Annotated in this window: 2 protein-coding genes and 1 pseudogene; 1 reads left to right on the forward strand and 2 read right to left on the reverse strand. The window is 42.4% G+C overall.

Translation table 11 applies throughout. The features are described from left to right. Positions 1 to 318: 318 nt before the first annotated feature. Positions 319 to 730 (reverse strand): annotated as a pseudogene (locus tag F6K37_RS30500) (IS4 family transposase); the annotation flags it as partial. Positions 731 to 850: 120 nt separating this feature from the next. Between F6K37_RS30500 and F6K37_RS30505 the strand changes: the two are divergent. Beyond that, positions 851 to 2,182 carry a phthiocerol/phthiodiolone dimycocerosyl transferase family protein gene (locus F6K37_RS30505; protein ID WP_287254255.1) on the forward strand — a complete coding sequence of 444 codons (1,332 nt, stop codon included), beginning with the start codon at positions 851 to 853 and terminating at the stop codon, positions 2,180 to 2,182. A 176-nt stretch (positions 2,183 to 2,358) separates the two neighbouring features. On the opposite strand, the gene F6K37_RS30510 is transcribed toward F6K37_RS30505, so the two are convergent. After that, the coding region (locus F6K37_RS30510; protein ID WP_287254256.1) for a non-ribosomal peptide synthetase family protein at positions 2,359 to 5,875 on the reverse strand (3,517 nt) is incomplete at its 5' end.

A 5,875-nucleotide genomic window follows, 5' to 3' on the forward strand; every position in this document is an offset into this window, starting at 1 on the left:
TTTATTATTAACGACACGGGATGCCCCGACCCGCCGGAACAATACAAAGCGATGCAGCGCGGTCTTGGGGGTTCCCCCCATGAGCGACTGCATCAAGACAAAGTTTAGAACCTTAGGTGCGCTTTCAGCATCTAAATTATTAAATTCGCCACGGGTCGCACCTGAAAGATACATGCTGTTTTGGGCTGACCTTGGACGTAGTTATAAGGGTTTGAGCTTTCATAAAATCAAAGCAGGGTCAATTTAGGAGTTTATCTTTCCTAAGAGAATTGGCATCAAAGCCTTATATAGTAAGCTTTTCAGGGCTCATATCACCCCCTCAGCGCTGTTGGAGTTTCCTTTTTTATTGAGTATCCACCACAGTACTCGAAAGGCTACCCCTTCATGGACAATGCCCAAGGTCAGGATGTTGTAGCACTGAGAGCCAAACTCCCAGGTAGTACGATCTACACTCAATACCCATTCCACACGGAATTTGCATCCAACTCACCACCAGTAAGCGCGATCACGGTGTAATCAATGTCAAATTTTCGGAAAAACCGTTGCATGGGTTTGTAGTTCGACTCCGGTAACGCTAATCATCCCATACCTAATGCCAGCTGACTTAGGTTGACAGTTTTGACAATGATTACGCGAAAGCCGCGAACATGGCGCTTGAACGAGAGTCTGGCTCCTAGCCAATCCAGATGGGGTTGGAGAGCGCTGTCTTTTGTTCGCTATATTGATTCATGGGGTTTCTGATGACTGTGGTAATTCTGATCAAACCCCACCCTTGTCAACTTTTCAAGCCTTTTGTCCTGTACTGAGATTCGTTGTATGTACGTAACAAAGCACCGATATGGAATAAAAAATGTCAATGATTGATAATAGAAAACTATGTGCTGTAGAGCAAGTAATGGAAATAGTAAATCGCTTGAATAGCTCATTAAATATAGTAATTATCGGGCGCATTTTAGGCCCCCTGAATGAAGAAATTGTGAGACAGGCCTTTGATATTGTCCAAACTCATCACCCTCGGCTTAATTCTCGTATCGTCGGTGACGTGGATAATCTCCGTTTTGAAACTGGTGCAAAAAAAATTCCTTTGCGAGTTGTGGAGAAAGAGTACGAGGGAAAATGGCAAGAAACCCTTCTTGAAGAATTAAACACCCAAATTGAGAGTAGTGAAGTCCTGTTGCGAGCTGTACTTGTGCAAGAACAGGAGCTTGGTGAAAACAGTGCTAGCCATCTTATTATCACAATACACCACGCCATCACGGACGCTCTATCAAGTATCCAGTTATATTCAGAACTCTTGAGCTACTGCTCGAAAGTTGCCTCTGGCGAACCAGTCGTGCCAGTGCCTAACTTACCGACGCTTCCCCCTGTAGATGAGTTATTGCCCCCATCAACAAAAGGCTTCAGGGGTAATATCAACAAGCTGTTGTTTGTGCTACGACTTCTATTCAAAAATATTTGGCACCAACCAAAAGGCTTGAGTTTTGAGAAGACTGTACCTCTTGAGTTACGCCGTACTGGCAATGTTTATAGACAGTTAGATGCGGAGGTTACCAAAGAGCTGATTCTACGTTGCCGTCAAGAAAAGACAACAGTACAAGGTGCTTTATGTGCGGCGCTGATATTTGCCACAGCAATAAAAATCGGATCAGGAAAGAAAAAGTATGTGTCCTGTTGGATTCCTGTTGATCTGCGTAAACACTTGAAACCAGTGATCGGCAATGAAAATATGGTCTTACTGGTTGGCCCCATAACGTCATTTCACACTCTCGACACAAATACCTCCTTCTGGGAATTAGCACGGGAAGTGAGACAACAAGTGGAAGTTGGCTTAAAGCGTGGCGATATGTTCAGCGGAGTGTTGATGTATAAGAAGATGTTCGAGTTGGCGCTCACCCGCCGAGATCAAGCCCCTCAGACAGTGTCTATTTCCAATATTGGTCGAGTAAACATTCCCAGAGTTTACGGTCAATTTGAACTCTCAGAAATCAGTTTTGCTTCAGGACAAGCCATGTTTGGGGGTCTTGTGCTTGCTTATGTTACAACTTTTGAGGGAAAAATGTTTTTGCATTTCCCCTTTTCTAAGCCTGCAATCAGCCAGGAGACGATGGAGACTTTAGTAGATAGCTTCCTGTCCTACCTGGTTGATGCTAGCAAGGTAAAAATATCGCCCTGGGCTAGTTAAAATCGAATTACACCCACATTCCACACCCTAAACTATCAGACTACGAATTTTGGTTGTTTGGCTGGGGGGCGATAAGTAGGCTAGAAAAAGGTTTATGGGCAACTTGTTGCCCCCCAGAGTTAATCTATTGAACTCCAAGGCGCACGACTGGTGTGCGCCTATTGGAAAGGAATGCCCTACTGTGGCGCGTTCAATAAGCCGCTACTCCTAAAATAAGAATAGTAGGTGTTCAATAATTTGGAATCTATGGATGGACAGACTAAACCCGTGTCAGCTAGTCCATGTATTGTATTTGTGCAGTCGTATCTTTGCTTTTCCGCATTTACTGGTAGTTCTTCTGAAAAAAGCGACAAAAGAGGATACAATGCATTTTCATTGCTATTTTCTGCTTGACAAATTAGTTTGGTTCGCCACTTTTCATAATCCATCTGTTCAATTGGGTATCCCCAAGAACGGATCATGTTGAAAGCCTCGTTTACATAGATGTCATTAGGATTGACCATGTGAAAAGCCTTTCCTAGAGATTCTTTCTGTTGTGATATATTAAAAATCGCCTTGCTTACATAGTCTACAGGTACTATGCCGCTGAAAACGCCTTCAAGATTTGGCACTGCTCCTAGCTGGATACAGCCTTTAATCATTCGAGAAAATAGATCTTCTGTATTACAGAAGCCTGTTTGACTGTGTCCTGTTATTCTCCCTGGTCTGTATATACACACAGGCAATCTTCGGTCACGAGCTTCCATAACTAATTTTTCTGCTACCCATTTACTTTCAGCGTAGCCATCATCGTTGTCTGGACTATAGTCAAGGGAGTCTGATTCAAAAATTACTTGCTTGTCAGAATAGCCAGATGAGGAGAAAACTGAGATGGTAGAGATAAAATGTACGGGTTTAATTTTGGTTTGGCTAGCCAATCTCAAGACTTCCTGAGTTCCGAGAACATTAGCTGGCTTCAAAACTGAGTAAGAGTAGACAAAATTTACCCAAGCGCCATTATGATAAATGACATCCACCTGACTGGCTAGATGGTTAAACTGTGGTTCGTCAAGACCTAATAGTGGAGCCGACAATTCTCCTATAACTGGAATAATTCTTGAGCTTTTGCTTTCATTCCATAGGCTATACGACTCCAGGGAGCTTTGCAGTCTCTGCTTACCTTGCTCAGAAGAGGTTGCACGTACTAGACAATATATATTTCCTTTAGTTTGTTCGAGGAGTTCAGAGAGTAAATAAACTCCCAAAAAGCCTGTTGCTCCAGTCAAAAAGATATTTTTCGGCTCACTTATATATTTAAAAGCTACAGACTGATTCTGAATTTTGGAGTCTAAGATTACTTCAGCCCTTAAGTCCTTAACTTGATTAGTAACCTGTGTATCATTGTTTCCCTGATCAATAGCTTGAGCCACTCCTGCTACGGTGGGTGATTCAAATATGTCCCGTAGCTTAAGTTCTATTGAGAAAGCTGCTCGCACACGAGAGATTACTTGAATGGCTAATAGGGAATGTCCTCCCAACTCAAAGAAGTTATCGTGTGTACCCACTTTTTCTATACCCAACACTTCTTGCCAAATCTCGGCTAATGTCTTCTGTGTCTCCGTTTCTGGAGCTACATACTCCGTTGACAGACTACTGAATAAATCTGGTGCTGGCAATGCCTTACGGTCTACTTTTCCATTAGGAGTCAGAGGCAGTTTTGACAAGAGTACAAACCTACTAGGTATCATATATTCCGGCAACTGCTCTTTCAGATACTGTTTCACTTTATCTATTTGTTCTGTCTCTGATACTTCTGGAGTTTCACTTTCTAGCACTAGATAAGCTACTAAACCTTTATTGCCAGAGTTATCTTCCCTTGCTAATACTACTGTTTCTTTGACTAGGGGAAATTCATTTAATATCGCTTGGATTTCTCCGATTTCGATGCGGTAACCTCTGATTTTAACTTGATGGTCAAGTCTCCCTAAGAATTGTATTTGACCATTTCTTTGATAACGTGCTAAATCTCCTGTTTTATATAATCTTTTCCCATTCCAAAAGATAAATTTTTCTGTTGTTAATTCTGCTTTGTTCAGGTAACCTCGTGCTAGTCCTTCTCCTCCTATGTGAAGTTCTCCTGCTACTCCTATTGGTACTGGTTGATTCTTTGAGTCCAGAATATACACCTGGGTGTTGCTTATTGGTCTACCTATGGTTGGTGCAGCTCTTCCTCCTTTCTCCATTAACCCATAGGTTGAGTAAGTTGTGTCTTCACTTGGCCCATACAGGTTGTATACTGCTTTAATTGTTGCTTGTTCATACAGTTTTTGCACCAATTGATTTTCTAGTGGCTCTCCTGCCAAATTCACTGTTTTTACCCCACTGGGGATACTTTGGCTTCTGATTAATTCCCTGGCTGCTGAAGGTACTGTATTTATTAGGCTTACTTCTCCTGCTGCTGGTAATTCTGGCAGGTGTAAAGCATTTTCAGCTAATATGACTTTTCCTCCCCAACTTAAGGGCACAAACAATTCGAATACTGATAGGTCAAAGCAAATGGATGTGGAGGCTAATACTCCTGATAATTCCTCTTGGCTATACACTTCTCGTGCCCAATGTAATAGGGACACTGGACTACGGTGTTCAATTGCTACTCCTTTGGGTCGGCCTGTAGAACCAGAGGTATACAATACATAAGCTAGGTTTTGGGGGTTGACATTACTGACTACATTGGTTTGTCTTTCTACTGTATTTGCTTTCTTGATATCTACTACAGGTGTTTTTGTTTCTGGTAGCTGAAACGGGGAGTTGGAGTCAGTTAACACTAACTCTAACTCCCCGTCTTCTAATATCTGAGCTAGCCGCGCAGCGGGATAGTTGGGGTCTAATGCTACATAAGCCCCTCCGGCTTTGAGTATGGCTAATAAACCTACTACCATCTCCACTGAACGCTCTACACAGATGCCCACTAGGGTTTCTGCCTTGACTCCTAAACCTTGCAAGTAATGGGCTAGTTGATTGGCTTTGCTGTTTAATTGGGAATAGGTCAGCTTTTGCTGTTCAAATACTACTGCTACTGCATCTGGAGTTTTGTCTACCTGCTCTTCAAATAACTGATGGATACATTTGTCATCAGGATAACCCACCGCTGTATCATTCCAATCAACTAAAAGCTGCTGTCGTTCTGCTACTGTCAGCAGTGGTAAGCGACTAACTGGTTGTTGTGGATCGGCAACAATACCCTCCAACAATGCCTGGAAATGACTTAGCATTCGCTCAATCGTACTCTGTTCAAACAGGTCTGTGTTGTATTTGAATGCTCCTGTCAACTTAGAGTTGATTTCGCTCATTTCCAAATCTAAATCAGATTGCCCCTCAAATAGCACTGGGTTATAAGGGATAAATTTTAAATCTCCCCAAGAAAAAGAAGTCTCATCTTGACCAGAAGCCAGCAAATATGCTTGTTCAAATGACTGAAGCATAAAGTTCGTTTGAATAATTGGTGAATAACTTGAATCTCGTTGCGGATGCAATCGTTCCACCATTAGTGCAAAAGGAAAATCTTGATGATCTAGTGCTTCCAGAACAGTTTGCTGCACTTGCGTTAACAGTTCAGTAAAACTACCTGCGCCTTTGATAGTGCTTCGCATGGGGAGCATATTAACAAAATGCCCAAATATGCTATTGAACTCTGAGCGACTCCGACCCGTTACA

Origin of the sequence: Moorena sp. SIO4E2, from assembly GCF_010671945.1 — a bacterium.
GTDB lineage: Bacteria > Cyanobacteriota > Cyanobacteriia > Cyanobacteriales > Coleofasciculaceae > Moorena > Moorena producens.

Coding starts and splice junctions, on each gene's coding strand:
- F6K37_RS30505 (WP_287254255.1), top strand. CDS start 851: ATGTCAATGATTGATAATAGAAAACTATGTGCTGTAGAGCAAGTAATG.